The following is a 25572-nucleotide window of genomic DNA, read 5'->3' on the forward strand; positions in this document are numbered from 1 at the left end:
GAGCGCAATGCGCCGCCCGGGTGACTGAAGGGGCAGGCATTGACTCTAGCGTATCGGCCAGTGGCTGTCGGTCCCGAAAACATTGGGTGCGACAGATGGGCAGGACGTGCCGGGGCTTTTTGCGCGCCAAGGAAAATTAACAACGTTTAACTCGTCCTGCGTCCGCTCTGCGTCCAAAACTCTCCTTCTTCAACTTCCACTGAAGGCAGGGATGAAATGTCAGTCAGCCGCGAGCCGCTCCCACTAAGGACACAGCAATGAGCAACGTGGTGGTGGTCTATCACAGTGGCTACGGGCACACCCGGGTCATGGCCGAAGCCGTTGCCGCGGGCGTGGAGCGGCACCTGGGCAGCACCTGCCAGTTGATCCCGGTCGAGGAAGTGGACGGGCACTGGGCGCGGCTGCACAGCGCCGACGCCATCATCTTCGGCGCGCCGACCTACATGGGCAGCGCCTCGGCGGCCTTCAAGGCGTTCATGGAGGCCACGGCGGCGTTCTACCTGACCCAGCCCTGGCGCGACAAACTCGCGGCGGGCTTCACCAATTCCGGCAGCCTGTGCGGCGACAAGCTCAACACCTTGCTGCAAATGGCGGTGTTCGCCGCCCAGCACTCGATGATCTGGGTCGGCCTCGACCTGCTGCCGGCACGCTCCAGCACCGGCGCGTTCAACGGCCAACTCAATCGCCTGGGCAGCTCGCTGGGCGCCATGGCCCAGTCGAATGTCGAGCAATCCCCCGACGATGCCCCTCCACCCGAGGATCGCTGCACCGCCGCGCACCTGGGCGAGCGTGTGGCGCGCCTGGCGGATCGCATGAACCCGCTACCGGTTTGATTCACCCCCCAACGTTAAGGAAGCATCACCCATGAGCACCTTCACTACCCGCGACGGCGTCGAGATCTACTACAAGGACTGGGGCACCGGTCAGCCGATTGTCTTTAGTCACGGCTGGCCGCTCAACGCCGACAGCTGGGAATCGCAGATGATCTTCCTGGCCTCCAAGGGCTTCCGGGTCATCGCCCACGACCGTCGTGGTCATGGGCGCTCCAGCCAGCCGTGGTCGGGCAATGACATGGACCATTACGCCGACGACCTGGCGCAGTTGATCGAGCTGCTGGACCTGCAAAACGCCGTGCTGTTCGGCTTCTCCACCGGCGGTGGCGAGGTGGCGCGTTACATCGGTCGCCATGGCACCGGCCGCGTGGCCAAGGCCGGGCTGATTTCCGCGGTACCGCCGCAGATGCTCAAGACCGAAGCCAACCCCGGCGGCCTGCCGCTGGAAGTGTTCGACGGCATTCGCCAGGCCTCGCTGGCCGACCGCTCGCAGCTGTACATCGACCTCGCCAGCGGCCCGTTCTTCGGCTTCAACAAACCCGACGCGAAACCGTCCCAGGGCATGATCGACTGGTTCTGGATGCAAGGCATGATGGCTGGCCACAAGAACGCCTATGACTGCATCAAGGCGTTCTCGGAAACCGACTTCACCGAAGATTTGAAGAAGTTCGACGTGCCGACCCTGGTGGTGCATGGCGACGCGGATCAGGTTGTGCCGTACGAAGCGGCGGGCGTCTCCTCCGCCAGGCTGGTGAAGGGCTCGACCCTGAAGATTTACCCGGGCGCCCCTCACGGTTTGACGGACACCCACAAGGACCAGCTCAATGCTGACCTGTTGGCGTTCTTGAAAGGTTAAAAAGCACAGATCAAGAGATCGCAGGCTTCGCCAGCGCCTACACGCCAGCGTGTATACCCGTAGGAGCTGCCGAAGGCTGCGATCTTTTGCTTTTAAGGCCATGCACCACCTGACAGCGCCAGGAAAACGGATTGATGCCTTCGCTGCGGGTGAAGATGTGGCAGAAGTGCGCCTGATCGCAGAAACCGCATTCGAGACTGATCTGCGTGAGGCTCAGGCCGGTGTATTGGATCAATTGCTTGGCCAGGGCAATGCGCTGCTGGCGAATCCAGTCCTGTGGCGAGAGGCCTGTGCTGCACTTGAACGCGCGCGAGAAGTGACTGCGCGACAGGGCGCAAGCCTGTGCCAGTTCAGTGACTTCCAGGCTGTCGCCCAGACGCTCGAGGATCAGTTGTTTAACCAGTTTTTCGCGTTGTGGGCTGAGGCCGCCGGTGTGGGGCTTGCGCGGTTCGCTGGCAGGTGCGCGGGCGGTGGTGTGCTGTGGGTAAGCCATGGCCATTGTCCGGTCGGGGAGGAAAAGCGCTGGCGCCCGGTTCGAGCGATCAGCACCGTTACTCTGGAAAAAAACAGTTCTGCGCTGAGGGCTTCATTGTTGGAGGCGGCCGATGCGGCTGACGAGTTAAACGTTGTTAATTCCATGCCCGAGGGTGTGAACACAGCACATCGTTGCAAGTGCGGGCAGCGGCGATTGGCACAAGATGCGCACAATGGAGCGGGCTATAACGGACCGCCGCTTGGCCTGGAAAGGTAATCAGATGAAACGGACATTGCAGGGAACGCTCGGCGCCATCGGCCTGGCGCTGATATCTGCCGGCGCACAGGCCCAGGCGCCCGCGCAGGTGGGCACGCAAGTACCCGGATACTTCCGCCTGGCGCTGGGGGATTACGAAGTGACGGCGCTGTTCGACGGCTACAACGATCTGTCGCCCAAGCTGTTGCAGGGCATGAGCCAGGACCGGATCCGCGCACTGCTGGCCCGTCGTTCGATTGAAACCCCGGGGGTACAGACCGCCTTCAACGCCTTTCTGGTCAACACCGGTAAACAGCTGATCCTGATCGACACTGGGGCAGGGCAGTGCATCGGCCCTACCGCCGGCCAGTTGCCGGCCAACCTGCAAGCGGCCGGCTACAAACCGGAGCAAGTGGACGCCATCCTGATCACCCACCTGCACCTTGATCATGTCTGCGGCCTGGTGGACGGCCAACAGCAACCGCTGTTCGCCAACGCCACGGTGTATGCCGCCAAGGCCGAGGCCGACTACTGGCTCGATCCGCAGGCATTGGCCAAGGCACCGGAAGCGGCCAAGGGCTACTTCAAAATTGCCCAGGATTCCACCGCGCCTTACGTGGCCGCCGGCCGTTTCAAGACCTTCACCCCCGGCCAGTCACCGCTACCGGGCGTGGTCGAGGCGCAACTGGAAGCCGGGCACACGCCGGGCAGCACCACGTACCGTTTCACGTCTCAAGGGCAAAGCATTCTGTTCATGGGCGACCTGGTGCACAACCTCGCCGTGCAGTTCCTGCATCCTGAGGTATCGATCGGTTTCGACGTCGACAGCCAGCATGCGATCAAAAGCCGCAACCAGGTGTTCAGTGCCGCTGCCGCCAGCAAGACCTGGGTGACGGCGGCGCACCTGCCATTTCCCGGTATCGGTCATATCACCGCCGAAGGCAAGCATTTCCAGTGGGTGCCGGTGGAGTACGGGCCGTACAAACGAGCGGCAAACGTACCGTTGATCGAGTAAAGTCGACAGCTCTCGCGCCTGGCCGAACATACAAGGAACCCGAGTCTATGAACCGTAACGATCTGCGTCGCGTCGACATGAACCTGCTGGTGATTTTCGAGGCCCTGATGTTCGAAAAGAACCTGACCCGCGTCGCGGAAAAACTGTTCATGGGGCAGCCGGCGGTGAGCGCCGCGCTGGGGCGTTTGCGCGACCTGTTCGACGACCCGTTGCTGCTGCGCAACGGTCGTGGCATGGAGCCGACGGCGCGGGCGCTGGCGATTCTCAAGGAGTTGCAACCGGCGATGGACACCATTTCCGGTGCGGTCAGCCGGGCCAAGGAGTTCGATCCGGCGACCAGTTGCGATGTGTTTCGCATTGGGCTGTCGGACGATGCCGAGTTCGGTTTGTTTCCGCCGTTGCTGCGTCAGTTGCAGGAGGAAGCGCCGGGCATCGTCGTGGTCGTGCGGCGGGCCAATTACCTGTTGATGCCGACGCTGCTGGCGTCGGGGGAAATCTCGGTGGGCGTGAGTTACACCACGGATCTGCCGGCCAATGCCAAGCGCAAGAAGCTGCGCGATATTCCCTGCAAGGTGCTGCGCGGTGACACCCGTCCCGGGACGCTGACCCTGGATGAGTACTGCGAGCGGCCCCATGCGATGGTGTCGTTCTCGGGGGATTTGAGCGGCAATATCGACCTGGATCTGGCGAAGGTCGGGCGCAGTCGTCGTGTGGTGCTGGGGGTGCCGCAGTTCAGTGGGTTGCGGGCGTTGCTTGCCGGGACCGAGATGATTGCCACTGTGCCGGATTATGCGGCGTGTGCTTTGGTCGAGGGGTGTGGGTTGCGGGCTGAGGATCCGCCGTTCGAGATTGAGGCGGCGCAGTTGTCGATGGCCTGGAGCGGGGTGCATGACAATGATCCGGCGGAGCGGTGGTTGCGGTCGCGGATTGGTCAGTTCATGTCTTTGGCTTTGGATATTCCCTAGTTGTTGACCTTGGCGGCCTCTGGGCCGACCAGGTTCTTGGGTGATTGAGTACATATCCGTTTCTGCGGTCACGGCCACTTATGGTTCCGCTCTTACAGCGGGTCACTTTGGCAAACGCCCCAAAGTAACCAAAGGTCTCGCCCCTTACGTACGGCCCCTCGCTAAGGCTCGGGGTTCCTTCGCTCCGGCATTCATCCGGGGGCATTGCCCTCCGGTCGGCTTCGCTTCGACCTACATGCAATGAGTTCGACTGCGTCGAACGGCGCTGCGCGCCCATCCCCGGATAAACACCTGCGCTCAGCCTTCCGAGGGGGCGGGTGGATCAAGATCAAGAGCTGCAGGCGAGCTAACGCTCGGCCTGATGAGTGGTGAGAAGCGGCGCGGTGTGGGCTGCTCTGCCTTTGCTCTTCTGTGGGAGCGACGGTGCGGCGATCCGACTTGCTCGCGATGACGGCCTGCCAGCCGACCAATCTCTCACAGATGTACTCAGTACCTGTGGGAGCGGGCTTGCCCGCGAAGACGGACTGCCAGCCAACCAATCTCTCGCAGATACACACAACTCAAACTGTGGGAGCGGGCTTGCTCGCGAAGGCGGCCTGACAGCCAACCAATCCCTCACAGATGTTGCCGATCCAATTGTAGGAGCGAGCCTGCTCGCGATAGCGGTGTATCAGTCAACACCAGTGCCGTATGTGATGCCGCCTTCGCGAACAGGCTCGCTCCCACAGGGAATGTGCCGCGTTCTGACAGCCCTGTTTAAAAGCCGTCAGCCTCTATTCCTGAAAGCCACACCGCCTTGCGTCGTTGCCTACAACTACGCCAGAATCCGCCGGCTTGTGAGTCTTGTACCCGGTCTTTATCGTTTCCCGGTCGCTGCAAATTCAGCGACCGGGTTTAGCGACCCGACCAGGTATAAGCGCAACAAGGCTCCAGTCTGCAATTTTCGACATGGTGGCTGTGCGCGGGAGACCTTCGGGTCTGCCGGGTCTTATACCTCCCGGTTCGCTAACCTGCGTACAGCTGCCACCCTTACTTGTTTAGCGACGGGTTTTGGTGGTTTCACCAGGTATAAAGGAGCTCCGCCATGTGCAAACCAACCCCCAATCCCCCGCAATCCGACGACGTTTCCCCCTACGACTCGCTCGACTCCAGAAAGCTCCACGAAGCCGCCGACCGCGCACTGGATCACTACCTCAACCCCGCAAAAGATCCGGCTCCATCGCACAAACCCAGCACGATGTTTGTCATCGCCCCCGACATCAACACCGAAACGCTATTGGCCCACGCCTGCGAATCCCTGGCCTCGGCCAGCATCATGGCCAGTGACCTTGCGGGATTTCTGCAAAGCCCTCATCGCAACGCGCTGCTGGGGATTGCGCAAATCATCATGTTGGGCGAACTGGCGGTGAACCGGGCGCTGGATAATCTCGACCCGCAGGAATAACCCGGTAGAAGCAACAACAAATAAACCTGTGGGAGCGAGCTTGCTCGCGATTGCGGTGGGTCAGTCAACATCCATGCTGAATGTGATGCCGCCATCGCGAGCAAGCTCGCTCCCACAGGGTTCTATGTCGTTTGGTCGATCTCGGTCTTCCCGCAAACAGAGCACGTACATTCAATTTTTCCTCCCCCCGTCCCGGCACTATCAAGTCCTGTCCCGGCGTATCGATGCCGGTGGTTTTTTATTTGTGCGGGTAGGCCATGGACGCTTCGCGACGCGATGATCGGGCGCAAGACTGGGGGCTGCTGTTCCTGCGGGTCAGCGGCGGGTTGTTCCTGTTGTGGGTACACGGTTTGCCCAAGCTGTTTCACTACAGTGCCGAGTTGCAGAACATCGAAGACCCTTTCCATCTGGGCGCGAACCTGACGCTGCTGCTGGCGATTTTCGCCGAGGTCGTGTGCCCGCTGCTCATCGTTGCCGGGTTGCTGGCGCGTATGGCGTGTTTGCCTATTCTGTTTTTGCTGTGTGTGTCGATGTTGGTCGTGCATCCGCAGTGGACGCTCTTCGAAGGCCAGTTCGGCTGGCTGCTGCTGATTGTCTTCACCAGTATTTTCATCGCCGGGCCGGGACGGCTGGCGCTCAATGTCCGTTTCGTCGGAGCCTTGCGTTATGTCTGATCTCAATCGCCGTGAGCCGGCCAGTCCCGGACCTGATGAGGTGGTGACCCTGATCGTCAAGCACCGGGTCAAGGCCGGTTTCGAAGTGCCTTATGAAGCCTGGCTGCGCAATATCGTCAAGGTGGCCGCGCAGAACGTCGGGCATCTGGGGGTGGACGTGGTGCGCGGCAAGAATGCCGGCCTCGATACCTACACCTGCGTGCTGCGCTTTTGCTCGACCGAGGCAATGCAGAACTGGCTCGACTCACCGCAACGCCAGGAACTGGTCAACGAAGCCGCGCCGATGCTGGCCGATGGCGACCAGACCGAGGTCAATCCGGTCAACGAGTTCTGGTTCTCGCCCCAGGCCGAGGCCGGTACGCCACCGCCGCGCTGGAAGCAGGCCGTGGTAACGCTGCTGGTGATCCTGCCGCACACCCTGCTGGTACCGTTGCTCTGGGGGCCGCTGCTACGGCTCAACGCCTTGCTCTCCAACTACGTGGTGGCCACGTTCCTGATCACCCTGACCATCGTGCTGTCGGTGGTTTACCTCTTCATGCCCATGGCGACGCGTCTGTTCGCGCCCTGGCTGTCTCCCGCTACTTTGCACGAGGAACCGTGATGAACGCCGATCTGATTCTGTTCAATGGTCAATTCCATACCGTTGACCGTGAGAAACCGCTCGCCAGCGCCGTGGCGATCAGCGACGGGCGTTTTGTCGCGGTCGGCAGCGATGCCCAAGCCATGGCACTGCGTGGTTCGGGCACACAAGTGATCGACCTCAAGGGCCGCTGCGTGATCCCCGGGCTCAACGACTCGCACTTGCACCTGATCCGTGGCGGCTTGAACTACAACCTGGAACTGCGCTGGGAAGGTGTGCCGTCCCTGGCCGATGCCTTGCGCATGCTCAAGGAGCAGGCCGACCGTACGCCGACGCCGCAATGGGTGCGGGTGGTCGGTGGCTGGAACGAATTCCAGTTCGCCGAGAAGCGCATGCCGACCTTGGCGGAGCTCAATCAGGCGGCACCGGATACGCCGGTGTTTGTGCTGCACCTGTACGACCGCGCCTTGCTCAACCGTGCCGCGTTGCGCGTCGCCGGTTATACCCGCGACACACCGAACCCGCCGGGGGGCGAGATCGTGCGTGACGCCAACGGCGAGCCGACCGGCATGCTGGTGGCGCGGCCCAACGCGATGATTCTGTACTCGACCCTGGCCAAGGGGCCGAAGTTGCCGCTGGAGTATCAGGTCAACTCGACCCGCCAGTTCATGCGCGAGCTCAATCGCCTGGGCCTGACCAGCGCCATCGATGCTGGCGGCGGTTTCCAGAATTACCCGGATGATTACCAGGTGATCGAGCAGTTGGCGAAGGACGAGCAACTGACCGTGCGCATCGCCTACAACCTGTTCACCCAGAAGCCCAAGGAAGAGTTGACCGATTTCAAGAACTGGACCGGCAGCGTGAAGCTGCACCAGGGCGACGATTTCCTGCGGCACAACGGCGCCGGGGAAATGCTGGTGTTCTCGGCGGCGGACTTCGAAGACTTCCTCGAACCGCGCCCGGACCTGCCGCAAACCATGGAAGCCGAGCTGGAGCCGGTGGTGCGCCACCTCGTCGAGCAACGCTGGCCGTTCCGTTTGCACGCCACCTACAACGAATCCATCAGCCGCATGCTCGATGTGTTCGAGAAGGTCAATCGCGACATTCCGTTCAATGGCTTGCCGTGGTTTTTCGACCACGCCGAAACCATCACCCCGCAGAACATCGAGCGGGTGAGGGCGCTGGGTGGCGGCATTGCGATCCAGGATCGCATGGCGTTCCAGGGTGAATATTTCGTCGAGCGTTACGGCGCGAAAGCGGCCGAAGCCACGCCACCGATCAAACGCATGCTGGCCGAAGGTGTGCCGGTCGGCGCCGGTACCGACGCGACGCGGGTGTCGAGCTACAACCCGTGGACCTCGCTGTACTGGATGGTCAGCGGTCGCACCGTCGGCGGTATGGAGTTGCACGCCGAAGGCCTTTCACGCCTGACGGCGCTGGAACTGTTCACCCACGGCAGCGCCTGGTTCTCGTCGGAGCAAGGCAAGAAGGGCCAGATCAAGGTCGGGCAACTGGCCGATGTCGCCGCCCTCAGCGCGGATTTTTTCAGCGTCGATGAAGAGGCGATCAAGTGGATCGAGTCGGTGTTGACCGTGGTCGGCGGCAAGGTGGTCTACGGTGCCGGTGACTTCGAGAAACTCGGGCCGGCCAGCGTGCCGGTACTGCCGGACTGGTCGCCGGTGGTGAAGGTGCCCGGTCACTGGCGCCCGACGTCGCCGATGCAGGCCCAGGTTCACCATTGCAGCGGCCCGTGCGCGGTGCATTCCCACAGTCATGAACGGGCGCGCCTGTCGAACGCGCCGGTCAGCGATTTTGCCGGTTTCTGGGGTGCCTTTGGCTGCTCGTGTTTTGCCTTCTGACTCTTTTAAAAAAGCGCCGGCCCAACAGGTCGGCGCTGACTGCGACAACCATCCATCAAGGAGTTTCCAATGAGCAACGTTCCGTACAAACGCCTGAACAAAGACGATGCCGTGGTTTTGCTGGTCGACCACCAGACCGGTCTGATCTCGCTGGTACAGGATTTCTCGCCCAACGAGTTCAAGAACAACGTGCTGGCGCTGGGCGACATCGCCAGGTTCTTCAAGCTGCCGACCATCCTCACCACCAGTTTCGACAGCGGTCCGAACGGCCCGATCGTGCCGGAGCTCAAGGCGCAGTTCCCGGACGCGCCGTTCATTGCTCGCCCGGGCCAGATCAACGCCTGGGACAACGAAGACTTCGTCAAGGCGATCAAGGCCACCGGTCGCAAGCAACTGATCATCGCCGGTGTGGTGACCGACGTGTGCGTGGCGTTCCCGACCCTGTCGGCCATTGCCGAGGGCTTTGAGGTGTTTGTGGTGACCGACGCTTCCGGCACCTTCAACACCACCGTGCAACAAGCGGCCTGGGCACGCATGTCGGCTGCCGGTGCGCACCTGCTGAACTGGTTCTCGGTCGCCTGCGAGCTGCAAGGCGACTGGCGCAACGACATGGAAGGCCTGGCCAACCTGCTGTCCGAGCGCCTGCCGAACTATCGCAACCTGATCAACAGCTACATGAAATTTACTGCGCAGTAATGGTTGTGGCTGCTGGCTTTGGCCAGCAGCCTTTAAAAGATCGCAGCCTTCGGCAGCTCCTACTTCGGAATGTGTTTCCCTGTAGGAGCTGCCGAAGGCTGCGATCTTTTTCTTTCAACGGTTTTGTAGCCAACTCAAAAACCCACCTTTCCTGACCGCCACCGGCTTGGCCATCAACGCCATCCGGCTGTTCTGCTGGCGCACTGCTTGCAGCTTGTTCAACGCCCGGTCGACTTCCCGTCGTTGCGCCATGCAACTGCGGGTCAGGGATTTGTCGAGGCGGTAAATGATGCTTGAAGTCATGGCGGTGAACCGTGCCTGGGATGGCGTGTCGGCGAGGATGCTTTGTTCGCCCATGACTTCGCTCGGCCCCATGCGCCCGGCTTCGATCTGCGTGCTGCCGTCGGGGACGGTGGCGCTGACCACGCCAGTGGCGATGACGAACAGGCTGTCCGGTACTTCTTCCAGATCCAGCACCACTTCACCGGCCGTGTATTGTTGCGCCACCATGTTCTGGGCCAGGCGATCACGCTCCTCGGCGCTCAGGGAACGGAAGATTTTCACTTCATCGAGCAAGGCCCGTGCGCGGGTCGACGGTTCGATCACGCCATCGGGTTGCCGGGAAATGCCTGCCGCTTCGAGGTGCCGATGGGCCAGGTCGAACAGTTGATTGCGCACTTCACCTTTTTTGCCCAACTCGGCGATAAAGCCGCTGGCCACGTATTCGGACATGGTTTCGCCGGCTTCCTTGAGCACGGCTTTCGGCGCCGGATCGAGCAGCAGGCTGCTGCTGCCTTGCAGAGTGCGGTCCAGGGCGTCGAGTACCCGACGCGGGCGGATGTGGTTGGGCACTTGAATGCTGATGGACACACCGTGCAGGTTGAACGGGCGGCTGAGGTTGACGATCTTCGCCTTGGCCGCCACCGAGTTCGGCACCACCGCGGTGCTGCCGGCGCTGGTCAGCAGGTGGGTGGCACGCCAGTCGATGTCCAGCACCTTGCCTTCAATTCCGTCGATGGAAACCCGGTCATCGACCTGATACGGCTTGGTGGTGTTGAGCACGATGCCGGAGAACACGTCGCTCAAGGTGCTCTGCAATGCCAGGCCCACCACGATGGCGACGACGCCGGAGGTCGCCAGCAAGCCTTTCACCGGCAGCTCCAGCACGTAGCCGGCGGCGGCCACCACGGCAATCAGGAACACCAGTGCGCCGATGACATCCTGCAACAGCCGGCCGCTGTGGCCGATGCGCTGCATCAGGGCCAGGCCGATCACTTCGGTGAGCACCCGCGCGGCGTACAGCCACCAGAGAATCCCCAGTGCCGTGGCCCCCAGTTGTGCCACGGGATCTTCGGCAAACAAGGGTGCCTGCAACGGGCTGACACCGGCGTTGATGAGCACCGCGCTGAACAGCACAAACAGCGCCAGGCGCACACCGACCCGGCTGACGCGATGCTTGAATGGCGCGAGGTGCCAGAGCAGGGCGTCGACTACCAACAGCAGTGCGCTCAGGGAAAGCAAATGCTCAAGGAGCAAGGACATGGGGAACTCCATTTAAATGCTTGCGGCAAACAGATCGCAGATCCTTCGGGGAAGGTGATTTCAGTGCGGTGAACGAAGATTAATGGTGTGCCATGAAGGGAAAAAGCGGCTATAAAGTGTTTGACTGTCAACCGGGAGGTGACAATGAACCCCTTCGAAGATATGCGCATTTTTTGCCAGGTCATGGACTCCGGCAGCTTCACGGCGGCCGCCGATCAATTGGGGCTGTCCAAGCAGTTTGTCAGCCGCCGCTTGATGCAACTCGAAGAGCGCCTGGGCGTGCGCTTGCTCAATCGCTCGACCCGGCGCCTGGACGTTACGCCCCTGGGGCAGAGCTATTACGAATCAGCCTTGCGCCTGCTCAGCGAAGTCGAACAAGTGGAGCAGGGCATCGCCGGCCAGACCACCGAGCCACGGGGAACCATTCGGGTGAGTGCGCCGCTGTCGTTCGCACTGGCCCATCTGGGCTGCCTGTTGCCGGTGTTTTTGCAGCGCTATCGCGACGTGACGGTGGAGATGGATTTGAGCGATCGCCCCGTGGATTTGCTCGGTGAGGGCTACGACCTCGCGCTGCGCATCGGCACACTGGAGGACTCGACACTGATCGCCCGACGCATTGCCTCCATTGAGCGGGTGTACTGCGCAAGCCCGGCGTACCTGGCCGAGCGCGGTACACCGCTCAAGCCTGAAGACTTGCACAGTCACGACTGCCTGCCGTATGGCCATGGTCGACAGGTGCAATGGCGGTTTGCGGGGCAGGGCAAATCATTGAGCGTCAATGTCAGCGGGCGGATGCGCGTCAACAACGGTGAACTGCTCAAGGATGCGGCGATCGCCGGGCTGGGGATCACGTATTTGCCTACGTTCATTGTCGGCTCGGCGTTGAAGGATGGGCGACTGGTGGAGGTGCTGGAGGATTTGCGCCCCGAGCCGCTGACGTTATCGGCGGTCTATCCGCAACACCGGCAGAGTTCGCGGCCGGTGCAGGCGCTGGTTGAGTTCTTGCGCGAGGAACTGGATCAGTCTGAGGGTGGGTTGTAATGAGATGGTTCACACAATCTATTGTGGGAGCGGCGGTGCGCCGCTCCCACAGGGTTTTGTGTTGTATGGGAATCAGCTGGGATCAGCTCCTTTTGTCATCACCGGGTTCGGCATGGACACCACGGTCATCACCGGGCTCGCCATTGGCATGGACGCCACGGTCATCGCCGGGCTCGCCATTGGCATGCACGCCACGGTCATCACCGGGCTCGCCATTGGCATGAACCCCATGGTCATCGCCGGGCTCATCATGGGTGCCGCTGCGACCTGAGGACGAGGCCGTTCCGGAGTGACTCGAACCGCTGTTGGCACTGCCATGGCCGCTGTTGCTGCCATGATCGCCACTGTGGCCGCTGCCGCTGTTGCCGCCACTGCCGCTTCCACCGTGACTACCGCCACCACCACTGCCGCCGCCACCACCGCTACCGCCACCTCCACCACCACTTCCTCCGCCACCACCGCTACCGCCGCCTCCACCACCACTTCCTCCGCCACCACCGCCACTACCCCCACCATCCTTGGCCTGAGCACTGGAAACTCCGGACAGGCTGTCCGGAATCAATACGGTAGACGCCGACAGAACCGCGCCAATAGCTACTGCCAGTAAAAGCTTATTGATGAGCATGTCGTTCTCCGTCTTTTTTATTCAGATTGGAACGTTGATGAACATTGCAATGTGCTGCCTTTTTCCCCATGGGAACTAGATGAACAGTTCAACGCACCGATTTATTCGGCTGGAACGTTGAAAAAGAATGCGATGCACGGCCGGACCTGCTTCTAAAGGGTCAACTCCAAAGGGTCAGTGAATGCTCGAGGCCAGTTCGAAAATCGGGATGTACATCAGGATCACGATCACCCCGATCAGCAGGCCGATGAAGGTCATCAGCAAGGGTTCGAACAGCCGCACGAACCATTCGATCCAGCGGCTGATTTCTTCGTCGTAGAAGTCGGCGCTGCGCTCCATCATTTGCCCGAGGTTGCCGGACTGTTCGCCGGCACGCAGCAGGCGCAGGGACACGGGGGTCACCAGGTGATTGAGTTCCAGCGCGGCAGAGAGTGATTGCCCTTCGCGCACCCGGTCGCAGGCCTGGTCCAGGCGCGTGCGGGAGGCGACGCTGAGCAGGCCACGGACCATGCCCATGGCAGTGACCAGAGGGATGCCACCTTGTAGCAGAATCCCCAGCGAACGGTAGAAGCGCGCCAGTTCATACATGAAGATGCGCTGGTGCACCGCGGGGAGTTTTTCGATCAGTCGGTCCAGCCCCCGACGAAACGCCGGCTGGCGCTGGAGCAGGGTGAGGGCGACGATGATGGCCAGCAAGCCACCGAAGAATTCACCCTGGTGGGCGTGCAGGAACATGCCGCTGCTCATCAGGATCTGCGACATCCACGGCAGGTTCGACCCCAGCCCTTCAAACACCAGGCTGAAGCGCGGTACGACATACCCCATCAAAAACAAAACCACGCCACCGCCCACCACCAGCAACAGCAAGGGGTAGATCGAAGCGCTGATGATCTTCTGGCGAACCTCGTCCATGCGCTGGCGATAACTGACATAGCGGCCCAGGGCATCGCCCACGGCGCCGGTCTTCTCGCTGGACTGCACCAGCGCCACGTACAGCGGAGGAAAAACCGCCGACAACTGGCTCAGGGCCTGGGAAAACGATTTACCCTCGTAAAGCAGGCGAACCAACTCGTTCAAGGTCTTGCGAGCCTGTGGCGCGTTTTCCTTTTCCGCCAGGCTTTCCAGTGCATCGATCAACGGCAGGCCTGCGTTGAGCAGGGTGGTCAGTTCCTGGCTGAACAACACCAGGTTGAACGTCTCGCGCTTGTGCAGGCGCAACGCGCGCCAATGTCGCTCGGCGTGCAGGCTGACCACCCGCAGGCCCTGGTCTTCGACGATGCGCCTGGCTTCGCTGTGCCCCGGTGCTTCGACGGTCATCGAGACGACACCGGCCTTGCCAACGGCCTTGAGATGAAAGCGCATGGTCGCCATTCCCGTCAGTTCCAGTTGGTGACTTCGGCGTTCTCGCCTTCGCCACCGGGCTGCCCGTCCTTGCCCATGGACAACAGGTCGTACTCGCTGTTTTCACCGGGATAGCGATAGGCGTAGTTGCGGCCCCAGGGGTCTTGCGGGAGTTTTTTCTGCAGGTACGGGCCGGTCCAGCGCGGTTCGTCGGCGGGGGCGGTGACCAGCGCCTGCAAGCCTTGTTCGGTCGATGGGTAATGGCCGACTTCCAGGCGGTAAAGGTCCAGGGCTTTGCTCAAGCCCTCTATTTGCGCCTTGGCCACTTTCACTTCGGAACGGCCCAGTTGGGCGAAATACTTCGGCGCCACGATGCCGGCCAACAGCCCCAGTACCACCAGCACTACCAACAGTTCGAGCAAGGTGAACCCGCCTTGGGGTCGCCGGGCATAAGACAGTCGCTGATTCATGATGACCTCACTCAGTCGGCAGCAGAGTTGCCATGTAGTTGCATGCAATTGCCATGCTCACGATTGCTGACCCTGGCGCGCCCCCCGTACTACGGGCCTTCTCGCTTACGGCACAGTGCTTGCGTATGGCTGGTGCACGACTGGCCATTGGGGCAATTGCCCCAATTTTCGGGGCCGGAAGGGGAGGTATAACAATGAAAACACTCACCACCGGATTACTGGGTCTGCTTGTACTGGCCGGCGCCGCACAGGCCGATGTGTTTGTTTCCGTGGACGCCAATGGCAGCTACGTCCTGTCCAACGTCCACCGCCCCGGACGCCACTATGAACGGGTGATTCGTGAGCCCGATGCGGCGGTGGTCAGCCTCGATCAGCAACCGCAGATGATCGCCGCGCAACCCTATGCCGAGCTGGTGGCGGCGGCAGCCACGGCCAACGAACTGCCGGCGGCGCTGATTCACGCAGTGATCAAGACCGAATCGAGCTACAACGCCCGCGCCACCTCACCCAAGGGTGCTCGCGGGCTTATGCAGTTGATGCCCGACACAGCCCGCGAAATGGGTGTGACCAATGTCTACGACCCCAAGGCCAACATCCAGGGCGGCGCCCGCTATCTCAAGCGCCTGATGACGATGTTCGACAACGATATCCGCCTCGCCGTGGCGGCCTATAACGCCGGCCCGCAAGCGGTGCTCAGCCGGGGCAACGTGGTCCCGCCGTTCGCCGAGACCCAGCGTTATGTGCCCAGCGTGCTGAACCAGTATCGGCGTTTGCAGGGGTTGCCCGCGGATGCGCCGCTGTGATCGAAACCCCCGGGGGATTTTTCCCCAATAGTGGGGAATGATGGCCCCGGCGAAAAAGTGGGGGGATTGGGTGGGGTAAATCCCCCGACCTATCAAGTCGTAATTATAACAAGCTGATTAATAACGTATTTTTTTGTGGCATGCGGATTGCTCCGGTCGATTTGTCGAGAAGTGGCAATACACCACCAAGAGGAAACAGACATGGACCGATTCGCGCATCGCGGCCTGCTGACGTTCTGCCTGTTGGTCTTCGGTATCGACCAGGCGCCGGCACACTCGGTGGACGAGCACACCGGGCACGATATGTCGGCCAGCACCGCCAACCCGGAGACCGCCCGGATCAGGTTTGCCGACGTGACCCTGCTGGACCAGAACGGCAAGGTCGTCAGCCTGGAAAAAGACCTGGTGAGCAACAAGATCGTGGTCATGGGTTTCATCTACACCAACTGCACCACGGTCTGCCCGGTGGTGTCCTCGATTATGGGCAGGGTGCAAAAACAGTTGGGCGCGCGGGTCGGCACCGAGGTGCAACTGGTGTCGATCAGCATCGACCCGCAGCGTGATGATCCCCAACGGCTGAATGACTACGCCCGCACCTTCCAGAAGGGGCCGGGCTGGAGCTGGCTGACCGGTTCGCCGCAGTCGGTCGATGCCACCCTCAAGGGCCTTGGCGCCTACAGCGGTGGCTTCGAGAACCACTCGCCGCTGATTCTGGTGGGGGACGGCAACAACCGTTCCTGGACCCGCTACTACGGTCTCACCGACCCGACGGAGCTGGCCCGGGCCGTCGAGAGGCTCAGAGGCGAACGCAACGCCCACGCCAAGCACACCGCCATCGCCATGGAGCATCAGCCATGAGCGCCCTCGACAGGAAAACCTGCTTGCCCTGCACACCCTTGCAGGGCCAGAACGGCAGCACCTTTATCTCCCTTACCAGTGATCCGCTGCGTAACACTGTGGCGGTACTCAAGGCTTGCACCTTGAAACAGGGCATCGATGGGCCCCACTGGTTTTTTCTTACCGAAGACAAGGTGCAAATGGACCTTGTATGGGGGCGCATCGACCAGATCCTGCCGACCCCCGCGCAACACTCCACCCGGTGGATCGTCGGTGACGCGGCGAACAGACGCTGGAGCAAAATCCGTCCCGTTGCCCCGGTCGCGGAGCCACGGCCATGAATACTGCCCTCGTCCTTGGCCTGCTGCTCTTCGGCGGCATCGCGTTCACCGCCCAGGCACTGCCGCTGAGCCTCAGCGAAAGTGCCGGGAAACGGTTGTACCACGAAGGCGTGTCGGCCAACGGCGATCCGGTCATGGTCCGGGTCGGCGCAGCGGGCATGCTGCTGCCGGCCAGCCGCCTGCCGTGCGCCAGTTGTCATGGTGAAGATGGCCTCGGGCGCCCGGAAGGCGAGGTGCGCCCGCCAGACCTGCGCTGGTCGAGACTGGCCAGCAGCCAGGGCCAACAGCACATCAACGGCCGCAGTTACCCGGCCTACAGTGAAACCACCCTGGCGCGGGCGGTGCAGGAGGGGCGCGATCCGGGCAACAACCAGCTCGATCCAACGATGCCACGGTTCGTGTTGTCGATGATCGATCAACGCAACCTCACGGCGTACCTCAAGCACCTGGCCGCCGACAGCGACCCGGGCCTGGCCCCAGACAGTCTGCACCTGGGCACGTTGTTGCCGGGTTCCGGACCCTTGGGCGAGGAGGGCATCACGGTGGCGGCGGTGCTCAACGGCTGCGTGGCGCGCATCAACGAGGCGGGCGGAATTCATGGCCGGCAGTTGCGCCTGACCATCCTCGACCCCGGTGCCGACCGCGCCAGTGCCGAAAAGGCGCTGGATCGGTTGATCGACGAAGAGCAGGTGTTTGCCCTGATCGCACCGCTGGCGCCGGCATTGGACGGGAGCTTCGCCGTACGTCTGGAACGGGCCGGCATTCCCCTGATCGGGCCGCTGTCCTTGCAAGGCACGCCCTATACCAGCCCGCAGATATTCGAACCGCTGCCGGGCCTTCGCGAGCAATTGATCGCCCTGGCCGACTACGCCAGGGCCAGCCTGCGGGTGCTTCAGGGGCCGACGCTGATCGCCTACCCGGACGAACCCGGCCAACGTCTGGCGGCGCAAGACCTCAGCAAATACTTGCAGGGGCACGCCTGGCAAAAGGTCAGCCTGCAAGCCTACGACCCGGCCGGGGATGATTTTCCCTTGGGGTCGCGCTCGGTATTTTACCTGGGCAGCAGCAGCGGCTTCAGTCGCCTGGCCGAGCGCTTGCAAACGGCGGGACAGGTGCCCTACCTGTTCGCAGCCTCGAACCAGGTAGCGGGCAATCTGACGCAGATGCCCAGCGGATTTTCCCGGCGGGTGTTCCTGGCCTATCCGTTCGTGCCCAGCGACTGGACCCTGGCCGGGCGCCTGGCCCTGACCCAGCTGCGCGAACATCAGGGCCTCGGTGGCCAGCACGCGGTGCTGCAAGTGGGCGCGTTCAGTTCGATGATGCTGCTCAGCGAAGGCATGAAGCAGGCCGGGCGCAATGCCAGTCGCGAGAAGCTGGTCAGTGCTCTGGAAGGCCTGCGTGACTTCGATACCGGGCTGACGCCACTGATGAGCTTTGGTCCGGGCCGACGCCTGGGCCTGAGCGGTGCCCATATCGTCACGGTGGATCTGCCGGATCAGCGTTTCTTCCTGGTCGCGCCCTATAAACCCATTGCTGCCAAGCCCTGACCGGAGGCCGATCATGAAACTCGATACCACCCGGTGCAGACGCTTTCACTGTCGAAATCGCACGGCTACGCTTAACCGGGAAGAGGGCGTCGGCGCCATTGCGCTCGCGCAATCGAATCGAACGGATTGACGATCAATAGGGGGTTTCCCCAACAGTGGGGGAAATAAATCAGTGCCAATCAGGTCGCTTTCCCCGTTTCTGGGGGATGGAGTTACGGTACGAAAAGGCATTGTTTTTAAATTCAAGGACATGAAGTCCTAAAATTACCGGCGCCCAGCCTGGCATGAAGTATGCGTTAGTCCTGTCAGGGCGCGCACTCCGTCAGGTTCAAATCCCGGACCTGCGGTTTCAAGGAGTCCACCTTGTTAAACAAAGTACTGGTTGTTGATGACGAACAGTTGCTGGCGGAGAACCTCCAGGGTTACCTGCAGGCGCAAGCACTGGAAGTCCGGATTGCCCACGACGGTGCGCAAGGAATCGCTGAAGCTGACGATTTCGCGCCCGATGTGATGGTGTTCGATTACCGCTTGCCCGATATGGAAGGCTTTCAGTTGCTCGATGCCGTCCGCCAGAACAGGAAGTGTCATTTCGTGCTGATCACAGGGCACCCCACCGCGGAAGTTTGTGAGCGGGCCCGGCAACTGGGCGTCAGCCATATCCTGTTCAAGCCGTTTCCATTGGCGGAATTGGCCCGTGCAGTGCTTGATCTTCTGGGCAGGCAACGCGAACCCAAAGCGGGAGTGAGCACTTGCGAAGGCTTTGTCGAACGACGCCAGAGCAGGACCGAGAGTTTCCCGTTGCAGTTGTACGACGGTAGTTGGGTGCTGGCAGATCGCCGAAAAAGTACATCGGCCACCAAGGCGCCAGACGACGAACAATTGCTCACCGGGGAGTAGTGGCGCGACAAGACGTTTCGGCCTGCGCCGAAATGGCTCGCCGCGCCGACAGGGCCCAAAGCCCCGGGCGTTGGAGAGCAAGCCATGGACCGTCTATCCCTTGCCGTAGAACCGGCGCAACCGGAATGTGCACCGACTCGTTTCAGCAGTGAGCAACTGGCCCAGGCCCGGGCCCCGGCCACCAGTTCCGGCGAGCGGATGCTGGACGCCCTGGGGGGACTGTGCGAACTGGCTCCCATGCCCTTCATTCAATGCCTCGGCGTAACCCTGCACTACCCGGTGCTCGACACCGACAGCCTGTTCAATTCCACCCCGGTGTTCGACCGGGTCACCCTGGCTCAATGCCTCAAGCGCGAATTCACTCTGCTGCGTCATAACGATGCGGTCATCGGTGTGTTCGCCGACCCTTTCGACAGTGCGCGCCTGGCCTGGATCGATGAATGCCTGCAAGGCGCGCCGCTGTATCTGGTGCATGCCGATGACCTGAAGGCCTACCTGGCGCGTCACGAAGAAAGCTTCCATGCGGTGGAGTCGCTCAACGCCCAGAGCGACGCCGGCGCCGAGATCGATAACCTGCAAAGCCTGTCCCTGACCAGCATCAGCGAAGATTCCAGCGTTGTCGTCAAACTGGTCAACTCGACCCTGTACGACGCGCTGAAAATGCACGCCAGCGACATCCACCTCGGCACCACCGGCAGCGGCCTGGTGATCAAGTACCGGATCGACGGTGTGCTCAACAACATCAGCAAGATCCAGGGCAACGAATTCGCCGAACAAGTGATTTCCCGGGTCAAGGTCATGGCCGAACTGGACATCGGCGAAAAACGCGTGCCTCAGGATGGCCGCTTCAAGATCGGCATCAGCGGCCGGCAGATCGACTTCCGGGTGTCGATCATGCCGAGCATTTTTGGGGAAGACGCGGTGCTGCGGGTCCTCGATAAACAGGACCTGGCGGACAAGGTCTGCGGTGTGCAATTGCAGGCCCTGGGTTTTGAAGAAGAAACCTTGCGCCAGTTGCGACGGCTGGCCGCCGAACCCTATGGCATGGTGCTGGTGACCGGGCCGACCGGTAGCGGCAAGACCACCACCCTGTACGCGATGATCACCGAGATCAACCACGGCGTGGACAAGATCATCACCATTGAAGACCCGGTGGAGTATCAACTGCCGGGCGTGCTGCAGATCCCCGTCAACGAGAAGAAAGGCCTGACCTTCGCCCGGGGCCTGCGCTCGATCCTGCGCCATGACCCGGACAAGATCATGGTCGGTGAAATCCGCGACCCGGACACCGCACAGATCGCCGTGCAATCGGCGCTCACCGGTCACCTGGTGTTCACCACCATTCATGCCAACAACGTGTTCGACGTGATCGGCCGTTTCACCCAGATGGAAATCGATCCCTACAGCCTGGTCTCGGCTCTCAATGCCGTGCTGGCCCAGCGTTTGATCCGCCTGGTCTGCACCAGTTGCAGCAGCCCCTACAGCCCGACCCAAGAAGAACTGGAGGTCTCGGGGCTCGATCCGCAAAAGGTCGCTCACTACCAGTTCGTCCACGGCAAGGGCTGCGGGCATTGCCGGGGCACCGGTTATCGCGGGCGTAGCGCGATTGCCGAATTGCTGCATCTGGACGACGAATTGCGGCAAATGATCGTCGAGCGCCAGCCCATTTCGAAAATCAAGGCGCACGCCTGCAAGCGTGGCTTGCGACTGTTGCGCGAGTCGGCGCTGGAGATGGTGGAACAAGGCCGGACGACGCTCGAGGAGATCAATCGTGTCACTTTTATCTCGTGAGCAATTTGTCGCCGTGCTCGGCGCCAACGGTGTTGGCCTGGGGCAACGGCAGGGTGCTGCAACCCACTGGCTGGGCAGCGTCGGCTACATCGACGAAGGCTTCCAGGCCTGGACGGTGGCCCTCGATACCCTTGACCGCTTGCTGGCCGAACACAGCGTTGCCAGGGCGGAACTGACCGTGGTGATCTCCGGGCACTTCAGCCGCTATTGCCTGGTGCCCTGGAGTGAGCAGATCAGCAGCCCGGCCGAATTGCTCGGCTTCGCCCACCTGTGTTTCGAAGACCTCTACGGTGCCCCGACGCAGCCCTGGAGCCTGGTGCTCTCGGCCGAACCCGCCGGTTACGATCGCATCGCCACCGCGCTGCCACAGGACTTGCTCGAACGCCTGCGCGCCCTGGTCCGTGCTCGCGGTTTGCGCCTGCGTTCGGTGCAGCCGTATCTGATGGTGGCGTTCAACCATTTCGATAAAAGCTTTGAAGCCGGGGACTTCCTGTTCGTGGTCGCCGAACCGGTGCGCAGCGTGTTGCTGCTGGCCCGGGAAGGACGCTGGACCTCGGTGCGTTCGGTGGGCAGCAGCGACAGCGATGCCGCGCTGACCGCGCTGATCGGTCGTGAAAACCAGTTGCAGGCTTCCACCAGCGAACGGCCGTTGAATGTCTACCTGCATGCACCGGCGCGCATCGATTCGCCTCCCGACGTGCCCGGCGTGCAGCTGCGCAGCCTCGAAGAAGACCGGACAGCCGCACGCGATTGCCTGTACCTCATGTCTCGGGCGGTGGCCTGACATGCGCCCCCTGATGCTCGACTTTCAGCCGCGCCGCCGTGCAGGCCCCTTGGGCTGGAGCCTGCTGGCCGGTGGCGTGGTGCTGACATTGACTTGCCTGATGGTGCAACAGCACCTGAGCAACGAGGCCGAACAGCAGCAGGGGCATCTGCAAACCACGCAGCGAGTGCTCACCGGCGATACCGGCAGCAAACTCAGCCTGACCCCGGCGCAAATTCGCGAGCAGGCGCATAACCTGGCGGAAATGCGCAAGGTCTCCCAGCAGTTGCGCCGCCCCTGGGAGCGCCTGTTCGCCACCCTTGAAGCCATGCCGCGGGACAACATTGCGCTGCTGACCCTGACCCCGGACGCCCGCAAGGGCCAGGTGCGTATCAGCGCCGAGGCGCTGGACCTGGAAGCCATGCTCGATTTCCACCGTCGCCTCGAAGCCAGCGACGAGCTGTCCGACGTGTCGCTGCTGAGCCACGAAATTGTCGCCAACGTGCCGGAACACCCGGTGCAGTTCAACCTGTCGGCCACCTGGGAGATCGGCGATGCAAATCCATAAATTGATCGTCCACGAATACCTGCAAGGCCTGGGCGTTCCGGGGCTGGCAGGGATGACCATGCTGGTGCTGGCGCTGAGCTATGGCCTGGTAGGTTTGCTGCCGGACTGGGAGTCGCTGCAAAGTCTCAGCCAGCAGACTCGCGAAGCCACCGAGTACCTGGCCAAGGTCGAAGACGGCAGCGTGGCCGCACCGGTGGTGCCGCAGCGCCAGCTCGACGACTTCCGCAGCAAGTTGCCATCCCAGCCCCAGGCCACCGTGGCCATCGACAAGATCTATGCCCTGGCCGCCCAGGAGCGCATCACCTTGTCCCGGGGTGAATACTCCCTGGGCGTGGACCCCAAGACGCACCTGGCCCGTTATCAGATTCTGCTGCCGGTACGTGGCAGCTACCCGCAACTGCGGCGTTTCCTGCACGCCTTGCTCGGCCAGTTGCCGGCAGTGGTGCTCGAGGATGTGGAGCTTTCGCGCAAGAATATCGCCGATACCGACCTGACCGGGCGGATCCGCATGACCCTTTACCTGTCGAGGTCATGATGAATACCAAACGCGTGGCGGGTTGGGTGGCGTTCTTCGGTGTAGCGGCAGCGCTCGCCTGGCTCCCCGAATACTTCAATCAGGCCGACGACAGCGACCTTGCGGTGGCCACCGTGGCTACCCCAGTCAAGGGCAAGACCCCGGGCGCACCGACGGCTGCATCGAGTGCCGCTGCGCTGACGCCGATCAAGGACCTGAGCCCGGCAGGCGACCTGTTCGCCGCCCGCAGCTGGATAGCGGCGCCGGCCCCTGGCACCGTCACTGAACAACCGGTAGTCGTTACTCCGGTGGTGCAAGTCCCCACGGCACCACCGTTGCCCTTCCAGTTTGTCGGCAGGCTGCATGACCATTCCGATCTGCAGGTGTTCTTGCAGAGCGGCGAAAAAATATACGTCGTGCGCAAGGGGGATGTCATCGACGAAACCTGGCGGATCGAGCGGATTTCCGAGAAGGAACTGAGCCTGGTCTACCTGCCTCTGCGTTTGGCGCAGACTTTGTCTGTGGGGAGTACGGAATGAACAAATCCCGTTTGTTGATGAGCCTTTGTCTCTGCGCTGGGCTGGCCGCATGCAGTTCCGCGCAGCTCGCCAAGGATGAAGCTTCGGCCCTGATCGAATCGGGCCAGTACGAAGCCGGTCTGGCCCGCATCGAAGAGGGATTGCGGGAAAACCCTCGCGATACCGATTTGCACATGGCCCTCAACAACGGACGGGCCCTCGCCGTGAAGTCGCTGCTGAGCCAGGCCGACATGGACCGCACCCAGCGTAATTTCGCCGGGGCCCGCATGACTTACAGCCGGGTCTTGAATATCGAGCCGAACAACCGTCGCGCCCAGGACTCCCTGCGCCAGCTCGACTACCTGCGCAGCATGGATGAGAAACTCGAACTGGCCCGTGGCGACCTGCGTCGCGGTGACATCTACGGTGCCGACCGCCAGGTCAAGCAGACTCTCGAACTGGACCCGAAGAACGAAGGCGCCCTGGAACTGCAAGACAGCATCCGCCTGGTGCAGAGCCGCAACGTGGTGCAGTACCCCCAGCTGCGCACGCGCCTTGACCGGCCGGTGACTCTGGAATTTCGCGATGCCAACCTCAAGACCATTTTCGAAGTGCTGTCCCAGGTCGCCGGCCTGAACTTCATCTTCGACAAGGACCTGCGCCCGGACATGAAAGCCACGATCTTCGTACGTGACGTGCGTATCGAAGACGCCGTGGATCTGCTGCTGCAACAGAACCAGCTGCATCAGAAAGTGGTGAATGAAAACACCGTGCTGATCTACCCGGACTCGCCGCAGAAGATCAAGGATTACCAGGAACTGGTGATGCGTACCTTCTACCTGACCAGCATCGATGCCAACACGGCGTTGAACATGATCAAGACCATGCTCAAGACCCGCGACGTGTTCGTCGATGAGCGCCTCAACACCCTGACCATGCGCGATACCGGCGACGCGGTGCGCATGGCGGAAAAACTCCTGCAATCGCAGGACCAGTCCAACCCGGAAGTGGTGCTGGAAGTGGAAGTGATGGAAGTCGCCCGCCAGCGCATTCTCGACCTTGGCCTGCAATGGCCCAACACCTTTGGCGTGGTCAACAGCGACGGCTCGGCGGTGACCCTTCTCGATCAGCTAAAAGGCATCAACTCCGGCCGCATCACGATCTCGCCATCGCCCCAGGCCAAGATCAATGCCCAGGACAAGGACATCAACACCCTGGCCAGCCCTGTGATCCGGGTCAGCAACCGCGAACAGGCGCGCATCCACATCGGTCAGCGTGTGCCGATCATCAGCGCCACCTCGGTGCCTTCGACCCAGGGCCCGGTGATCACCGAAAGCGTGACCTACCTCGACGTCGGTCTGAAGCTCGAAGTGCAACCCATCGTGCACCTGAACAACGAAGTGGCGATCAAGATCGCGCTGGAAGTCAGTAACGCCACGCCGCTGACGCCGACCGCTCAGGGCACCATTCCGGTCCAGGTCGATACGCGCAACGCCCAGACCACTCTGCGCCTGCATGACGGAGAAACCCAGATCCTCGCCGGGCTGGTGCGCAACGACCATGGCAGCACCGGCAACAAGATCCCCGGCCTGGGTGACATTCCCGGCCTGGGTCGCCTGTTCGGCAGCAACAAGGACGACGTCAGCAAATCCGAACTGGTGTTGTCGATCACCCCACGGATCGTGCGCAACCTGCCGTACCAGAGCCCGTCGGACATGGAATTCCAGACCGGTACCGAAACCAGCATGCACATCCAGGCACCGGACCGTTCGATGAGCACGACGGTTCAGACCAACCCCATGAACGCACCGATCGCCACCACCGTTACCGTTGGGAAGCCTTGATCATGAACGCCTCGCAACGCGGTTTTACCCTGGTCGAAGTGGTGGTGACGCTCGCCTTGGTCGGCCTGCTGGCCGGCATGGCCGCACCGCTGACCGAGACCGTGGTGCGCCGGGGCAAAGAGCAGGACCTGCGGACCGCGCTGTACCAGATCCGCGATGCCATCGATGCTTACAAGCAGGCCTTCGACGCCGGCTACATCGAGAAGTCGATCGACAGCAGCGGCTACCCGCCGAACCTGCAAGTGTTGGTCGAGGGTGTGCGTGACACGCGCAGCCCCAAGGGCGCCAAGTTCTACTTCCTGCGGCGCATCCCCCGTGACCCGCTGGCAGTCGTCAAGCGTGACGACGAGGGCGGCTGGGGCCTGCGTTCCTATGACAGTTCGGCTGAGAACCCGCGGGAGGGCCAGGACGTCTTTGACGTTTACTCCAAGGCACGCGGCAAGGGTCTCAATGGCATCGCCTACCGAGAGTGGTGAGC

At 61.9% G+C, this 25572-nt stretch carries 26 protein-coding genes and 1 pseudogene; 22 read left to right on the forward strand and 5 right to left on the reverse strand.

Going from position 1 to position 25572, the window contains the following annotated elements; genetic code table 11:
* The first annotated feature begins 257 nt into the window (after positions 1 to 257).
* Together AB4O40_RS28295 and AB4O40_RS28300 are read left to right on the forward strand one after the other, a co-directional pair.
* Entirely contained in the window at positions 258 to 833 is a 576-nt protein-coding gene (locus AB4O40_RS28295; RefSeq protein WP_056723461.1) for a flavodoxin family protein, read from the forward strand.
* Between the two features lie 31 nt (positions 834 to 864).
* Entirely contained in the window at positions 865 to 1689 is an 825-nt protein-coding gene (locus tag AB4O40_RS28300; protein ID WP_046043440.1) for an alpha/beta fold hydrolase, read from the forward strand.
* Between the two features lie 37 nt (positions 1690 to 1726).
* Here AB4O40_RS28300 and AB4O40_RS28305 read toward each other — a convergent pair whose 3' ends face one another.
* The gene (locus AB4O40_RS28305; protein WP_056723463.1) at positions 1727 to 2182 is read right to left on the reverse strand and encodes a helix-turn-helix domain-containing protein; all 456 of its coding nucleotides are present in this window, start codon (positions 2180 to 2182) and stop codon (positions 1727 to 1729) included.
* Between the two features lie 262 nt (positions 2183 to 2444).
* Between AB4O40_RS28305 and AB4O40_RS28310 the strand changes: the two genes are divergently transcribed.
* The 7 genes from AB4O40_RS28310 to ycaC all read left to right on the forward strand — a co-directional run bounded on the left by AB4O40_RS28310 (position 2445) and on the right by ycaC (position 9652).
* Positions 2445 to 3434 (forward strand): MBL fold metallo-hydrolase, encoded by a 990-nt coding sequence (locus AB4O40_RS28310; RefSeq protein ID WP_056723464.1) that lies wholly within the window; start codon positions 2445 to 2447, stop codon positions 3432 to 3434.
* Positions 3435 to 3481: 47 nt separating this feature from the next.
* Positions 3482 to 4399, forward strand: coding sequence for a LysR family transcriptional regulator (locus AB4O40_RS28315; RefSeq protein ID WP_056723466.1), 918 nt, complete (start codon positions 3482 to 3484; stop codon positions 4397 to 4399).
* A 1084-nt stretch (positions 4400 to 5483) separates the two neighbouring features.
* Positions 5484 to 5843, forward strand: a complete 360-nt coding sequence (locus AB4O40_RS28320; RefSeq protein WP_056723467.1) for a DUF6124 family protein — start codon at positions 5484 to 5486, stop codon at positions 5841 to 5843.
* Between the two features lie 257 nt (positions 5844 to 6100).
* Positions 6101 to 6517 (forward strand): DoxX family protein, encoded by a 417-nt coding sequence (locus tag AB4O40_RS28325; protein ID WP_223542232.1) that lies wholly within the window; start codon positions 6101 to 6103, stop codon positions 6515 to 6517.
* Entirely contained in the window at positions 6510 to 7118 is a 609-nt protein-coding gene (locus AB4O40_RS28330; RefSeq protein ID WP_223542233.1) for an antibiotic biosynthesis monooxygenase, read from the forward strand. Before AB4O40_RS28325 ends, AB4O40_RS28330 begins: the two co-directional genes overlap by 8 nt.
* Positions 7118 to 8956, forward strand: coding sequence for an amidohydrolase (locus tag AB4O40_RS28335; RefSeq protein WP_056723474.1), 1839 nt, complete (start codon positions 7118 to 7120; stop codon positions 8954 to 8956). The genes AB4O40_RS28330 and AB4O40_RS28335 overlap by 1 nt, the downstream gene beginning before the upstream one ends.
* A 69-nt stretch (positions 8957 to 9025) precedes the next feature.
* Positions 9026 to 9652, forward strand: a complete 627-nt coding sequence (ycaC, locus tag AB4O40_RS28340; RefSeq protein ID WP_056723476.1) for an isochorismate family cysteine hydrolase YcaC — start codon at positions 9026 to 9028, stop codon at positions 9650 to 9652.
* A gap of 114 nt (positions 9653 to 9766) precedes the next feature.
* Here the strand turns inward: ycaC and AB4O40_RS28345 are convergent, their stop codons facing one another.
* Entirely contained in the window at positions 9767 to 11194 is a 1428-nt protein-coding gene (locus AB4O40_RS28345; protein WP_223542234.1) for a mechanosensitive ion channel family protein, read from the reverse strand.
* A 144-nt stretch (positions 11195 to 11338) separates the two neighbouring features.
* Between AB4O40_RS28345 and AB4O40_RS28350 the strand changes: the two genes are divergently transcribed.
* Positions 11339 to 12235, forward strand: a complete 897-nt coding sequence (locus AB4O40_RS28350) for a LysR family transcriptional regulator (RefSeq protein WP_056723480.1) — start codon at positions 11339 to 11341, stop codon at positions 12233 to 12235.
* 82 nt (positions 12236 to 12317) lie between these two features.
* On the opposite strand, the gene AB4O40_RS28355 is transcribed toward AB4O40_RS28350, so the two are convergent.
* The 3 genes from AB4O40_RS28355 to gspG form a co-directional block, all read right to left on the reverse strand.
* Positions 12318 to 12860: a hypothetical protein gene (locus AB4O40_RS28355; RefSeq protein WP_460056937.1), complete on the reverse strand. Its 543-nt coding sequence runs from the start codon at positions 12858 to 12860 to the stop codon at positions 12318 to 12320.
* A 174-nt stretch (positions 12861 to 13034) separates the two neighbouring features.
* Positions 13035 to 14222: a type II secretion system F family protein gene (locus tag AB4O40_RS28360; protein ID WP_223541484.1), complete on the reverse strand. Its 1188-nt coding sequence runs from the start codon at positions 14220 to 14222 to the stop codon at positions 13035 to 13037.
* Between the two features lie 14 nt (positions 14223 to 14236).
* Positions 14237 to 14671, reverse strand: coding sequence for a type II secretion system major pseudopilin GspG (gspG, locus tag AB4O40_RS28365; RefSeq protein ID WP_056723485.1), 435 nt, complete (start codon positions 14669 to 14671; stop codon positions 14237 to 14239).
* A 194-nt stretch (positions 14672 to 14865) separates the two neighbouring features.
* On the opposite strand from gspG, the gene AB4O40_RS28370 reads away from it, so the two are divergent.
* From AB4O40_RS28370 to AB4O40_RS28425, 12 genes and pseudogenes are all read left to right on the forward strand, one after another.
* Positions 14866 to 15474: a lytic transglycosylase domain-containing protein gene (locus tag AB4O40_RS28370; RefSeq protein WP_056723487.1), complete on the forward strand. Its 609-nt coding sequence runs from the start codon at positions 14866 to 14868 to the stop codon at positions 15472 to 15474.
* 201 nt (positions 15475 to 15675) lie between these two features.
* Positions 15676 to 16332 (forward strand): SCO family protein, encoded by a 657-nt coding sequence (locus tag AB4O40_RS28375; protein ID WP_056723488.1) that lies wholly within the window; start codon positions 15676 to 15678, stop codon positions 16330 to 16332.
* 50 nt (positions 16333 to 16382) lie between these two features.
* Positions 16383 to 16652 (forward strand): annotated as a pseudogene (locus AB4O40_RS28380) (thioredoxin domain-containing protein); the annotation flags it as partial.
* Positions 16649 to 18199, forward strand: coding sequence for an ABC transporter substrate-binding protein (locus AB4O40_RS28385; RefSeq protein ID WP_223541485.1), 1551 nt, complete (start codon positions 16649 to 16651; stop codon positions 18197 to 18199). The pseudogene AB4O40_RS28380 and the gene AB4O40_RS28385, both read left to right, overlap by 4 nt.
* A gap of 363 nt (positions 18200 to 18562) precedes the next feature.
* The gene (locus tag AB4O40_RS28390; RefSeq protein WP_056723493.1) at positions 18563 to 19096 is read left to right on the forward strand and encodes a response regulator; all 534 of its coding nucleotides are present in this window, start codon (positions 18563 to 18565) and stop codon (positions 19094 to 19096) included.
* Between the two features lie 84 nt (positions 19097 to 19180).
* Positions 19181 to 20887 (forward strand): GspE/PulE family protein, encoded by a 1707-nt coding sequence (locus AB4O40_RS28395; protein ID WP_460160116.1) that lies wholly within the window; start codon positions 19181 to 19183, stop codon positions 20885 to 20887.
* Positions 20868 to 21671 (forward strand): hypothetical protein, encoded by an 804-nt coding sequence (locus AB4O40_RS28400; RefSeq protein WP_056723498.1) that lies wholly within the window; start codon positions 20868 to 20870, stop codon positions 21669 to 21671. Before AB4O40_RS28395 ends, AB4O40_RS28400 begins: the two co-directional genes overlap by 20 nt.
* Before the next feature lies 1 nt (position 21672).
* Entirely contained in the window at positions 21673 to 22218 is a 546-nt protein-coding gene (locus tag AB4O40_RS28405) for a PilN domain-containing protein (protein WP_056723500.1), read from the forward strand.
* On the forward strand, positions 22205 to 22753 hold the full coding sequence (locus tag AB4O40_RS28410) for a type IV pilus inner membrane component PilO (RefSeq protein WP_056723501.1): 549 nt from the start codon (positions 22205 to 22207) through the stop codon (positions 22751 to 22753). The genes AB4O40_RS28405 and AB4O40_RS28410 overlap by 14 nt, the downstream gene beginning before the upstream one ends.
* On the forward strand, positions 22753 to 23271 hold the full coding sequence (locus AB4O40_RS28415; RefSeq protein ID WP_056723503.1) for a hypothetical protein: 519 nt from the start codon (positions 22753 to 22755) through the stop codon (positions 23269 to 23271). Before AB4O40_RS28410 ends, AB4O40_RS28415 begins: the two co-directional genes overlap by 1 nt.
* A complete protein-coding gene (locus tag AB4O40_RS28420) occupies positions 23268 to 25094 on the forward strand; it encodes a secretin N-terminal domain-containing protein (RefSeq protein WP_460056928.1) in 1827 nt (608 codons plus the stop codon). The genes AB4O40_RS28415 and AB4O40_RS28420 overlap by 4 nt, the downstream gene beginning before the upstream one ends.
* Positions 25095 to 25096: 2 nt before the next feature.
* Positions 25097 to 25570 (forward strand): type II secretion system protein, encoded by a 474-nt coding sequence (locus AB4O40_RS28425; protein ID WP_056723508.1) that lies wholly within the window; start codon positions 25097 to 25099, stop codon positions 25568 to 25570.
* Positions 25571 to 25572: the final 2 nt, after the last annotated feature.

The sequence above is a fragment of the Pseudomonas sp. S2_F07 genome (assembly GCF_054668325.1).

Excerpts from the sequence above, each read along its gene's own strand:
- AB4O40_RS28295 (WP_056723461.1), top strand. The coding sequence starts at position 258 with ATGAGCAACGTGGTGGTGGTCTATCACAGTGGCTACGGGCACACCCGG.
- AB4O40_RS28300 (WP_046043440.1), top strand. The coding sequence starts at position 865 with ATGAGCACCTTCACTACCCGCGACGGCGTCGAGATCTACTACAAGGAC.
- AB4O40_RS28305 (WP_056723463.1), bottom strand. The coding sequence starts at position 2,182 with ATGGCTTACCCACAGCACACCACCGCCCGCGCACCTGCCAGCGAACCG.
- AB4O40_RS28310 (WP_056723464.1), top strand. The coding sequence starts at position 2,445 with ATGAAACGGACATTGCAGGGAACGCTCGGCGCCATCGGCCTGGCGCTG.
- AB4O40_RS28315 (WP_056723466.1), top strand. The coding sequence starts at position 3,482 with ATGAACCGTAACGATCTGCGTCGCGTCGACATGAACCTGCTGGTGATT.
- AB4O40_RS28320 (WP_056723467.1), top strand. The coding sequence starts at position 5,484 with ATGTGCAAACCAACCCCCAATCCCCCGCAATCCGACGACGTTTCCCCC.
- AB4O40_RS28325 (WP_223542232.1), top strand. The coding sequence starts at position 6,101 with ATGGACGCTTCGCGACGCGATGATCGGGCGCAAGACTGGGGGCTGCTG.
- AB4O40_RS28330 (WP_223542233.1), top strand. The coding sequence starts at position 6,510 with ATGTCTGATCTCAATCGCCGTGAGCCGGCCAGTCCCGGACCTGATGAG.
- AB4O40_RS28335 (WP_056723474.1), top strand. The coding sequence starts at position 7,118 with ATGAACGCCGATCTGATTCTGTTCAATGGTCAATTCCATACCGTTGAC.
- ycaC (WP_056723476.1), top strand. The coding sequence starts at position 9,026 with ATGAGCAACGTTCCGTACAAACGCCTGAACAAAGACGATGCCGTGGTT.
- AB4O40_RS28345 (WP_223542234.1), bottom strand. The coding sequence starts at position 11,194 with ATGTCCTTGCTCCTTGAGCATTTGCTTTCCCTGAGCGCACTGCTGTTG.
- AB4O40_RS28350 (WP_056723480.1), top strand. The coding sequence starts at position 11,339 with ATGAACCCCTTCGAAGATATGCGCATTTTTTGCCAGGTCATGGACTCC.
- AB4O40_RS28355 (WP_460056937.1), bottom strand. The coding sequence starts at position 12,860 with ATGCTCATCAATAAGCTTTTACTGGCAGTAGCTATTGGCGCGGTTCTG.
- AB4O40_RS28360 (WP_223541484.1), bottom strand. The coding sequence starts at position 14,222 with ATGCGCTTTCATCTCAAGGCCGTTGGCAAGGCCGGTGTCGTCTCGATG.
- gspG (WP_056723485.1), bottom strand. The coding sequence starts at position 14,671 with ATGAATCAGCGACTGTCTTATGCCCGGCGACCCCAAGGCGGGTTCACC.
- AB4O40_RS28370 (WP_056723487.1), top strand. The coding sequence starts at position 14,866 with ATGAAAACACTCACCACCGGATTACTGGGTCTGCTTGTACTGGCCGGC.
- AB4O40_RS28375 (WP_056723488.1), top strand. The coding sequence starts at position 15,676 with ATGGACCGATTCGCGCATCGCGGCCTGCTGACGTTCTGCCTGTTGGTC.
- AB4O40_RS28385 (WP_223541485.1), top strand. The coding sequence starts at position 16,649 with ATGAATACTGCCCTCGTCCTTGGCCTGCTGCTCTTCGGCGGCATCGCG.
- AB4O40_RS28395 (WP_460160116.1), top strand. The coding sequence starts at position 19,181 with ATGGACCGTCTATCCCTTGCCGTAGAACCGGCGCAACCGGAATGTGCA.
- AB4O40_RS28405 (WP_056723500.1), top strand. The coding sequence starts at position 21,673 with ATGCGCCCCCTGATGCTCGACTTTCAGCCGCGCCGCCGTGCAGGCCCC.
- AB4O40_RS28410 (WP_056723501.1), top strand. The coding sequence starts at position 22,205 with ATGCAAATCCATAAATTGATCGTCCACGAATACCTGCAAGGCCTGGGC.
- AB4O40_RS28415 (WP_056723503.1), top strand. The coding sequence starts at position 22,753 with ATGAATACCAAACGCGTGGCGGGTTGGGTGGCGTTCTTCGGTGTAGCG.
- AB4O40_RS28420 (WP_460056928.1), top strand. The coding sequence starts at position 23,268 with ATGAACAAATCCCGTTTGTTGATGAGCCTTTGTCTCTGCGCTGGGCTG.
- AB4O40_RS28425 (WP_056723508.1), top strand. The coding sequence starts at position 25,097 with ATGAACGCCTCGCAACGCGGTTTTACCCTGGTCGAAGTGGTGGTGACG.